This is a genomic window from Xenorhabdus sp. KJ12.1, assembly GCF_963876495.1.
Lineage (GTDB): Bacteria > Pseudomonadota > Gammaproteobacteria > Enterobacterales > Enterobacteriaceae > Xenorhabdus > Xenorhabdus stockiae.
This window is the reverse complement of record NZ_CAWNQH010000010.1, coordinates 1-799: the sequence shown is the minus strand read 5'-3', so window position 1 is coordinate 799 and position 799 is coordinate 1. Positions and strand designations below refer to the sequence as shown.

At 38.5% G+C, this 799-nt stretch carries 2 pseudogenes; both read right to left on the bottom strand.

What is annotated here, in order from left to right:
* Positions 1-166: 166 nt before the first annotated feature.
* A pseudogene (locus AACS92_RS02095) lies at positions 167-612 on the bottom strand (IS982 family transposase); the annotation flags it as partial.
* A 23-nt stretch (positions 613-635) separates the two neighbouring features.
* A pseudogene (locus AACS92_RS02090) lies at positions 636-799 on the bottom strand (IS982 family transposase); the annotation flags it as partial.

Sequence of the window (799 nt, the reverse complement as noted above, 5' to 3'; positions counted from 1 at the left end):
TTATTCCAAATCCGAAGAGATGCATGACAAAGTGGTAGGTACGTTCATTGAGCGTGAATACTATCTTTCATAACAGATCTAACTATTGGGAGCATGACCAAATATTCAACCAAAGAACAAGACAACGGATTTGGGTCATGCTCCCAATAGTTAACCCCAATTCCGCTTAAGCTATTGCTGAAATATCTTCTTCTGAGTAGAAAATTTTCAGTGATGGCTTCTTCTCCTGAAGGCAGTAAGCAATCAATCCAGTTAAAATCGTTAACAAAAATCCGGTTATACTTCGGTGACGAGAATGTTCTATTTGCGCGATATTTTTTGACTGCCATTAATCGTTTCAATAATAAAACGTTTTTTAAGCATGATTTTATCCCACTCAGCCAATGCACGTGCTTTCATGTTGCGGCGATTTTTCGTGATAAAGGCGATATCCGTTTTAGCTAAATCATCCGCTAATTCTTGACTCAGATATCCTTTATCTCCGTAAAGAGAACCCGTTAAAACTTTTGATAATTCGCGAACAGGCTGCCGATCATTCACATTACCCGGGGTCACTTTAAGGGCTAAAATGTCGCCCAGATGGTTAACAATCAGGTGTAATTTGAAACCATATAGCAAAATCAAAATAATTAACCTCAGCTTCGCTTAAAAATAGCGATCTCATTATCCCGTAGATTCAAGCTCGGTTTTTTAGGTTGGAATGTATAAGCAATAAGGCCGGCAGTAACTTCCAATAAAAAACCGAGTTGACTGCGATGCCTTGAATGCTCTATCTGAGAAATATTCTTGAGCTGATCGA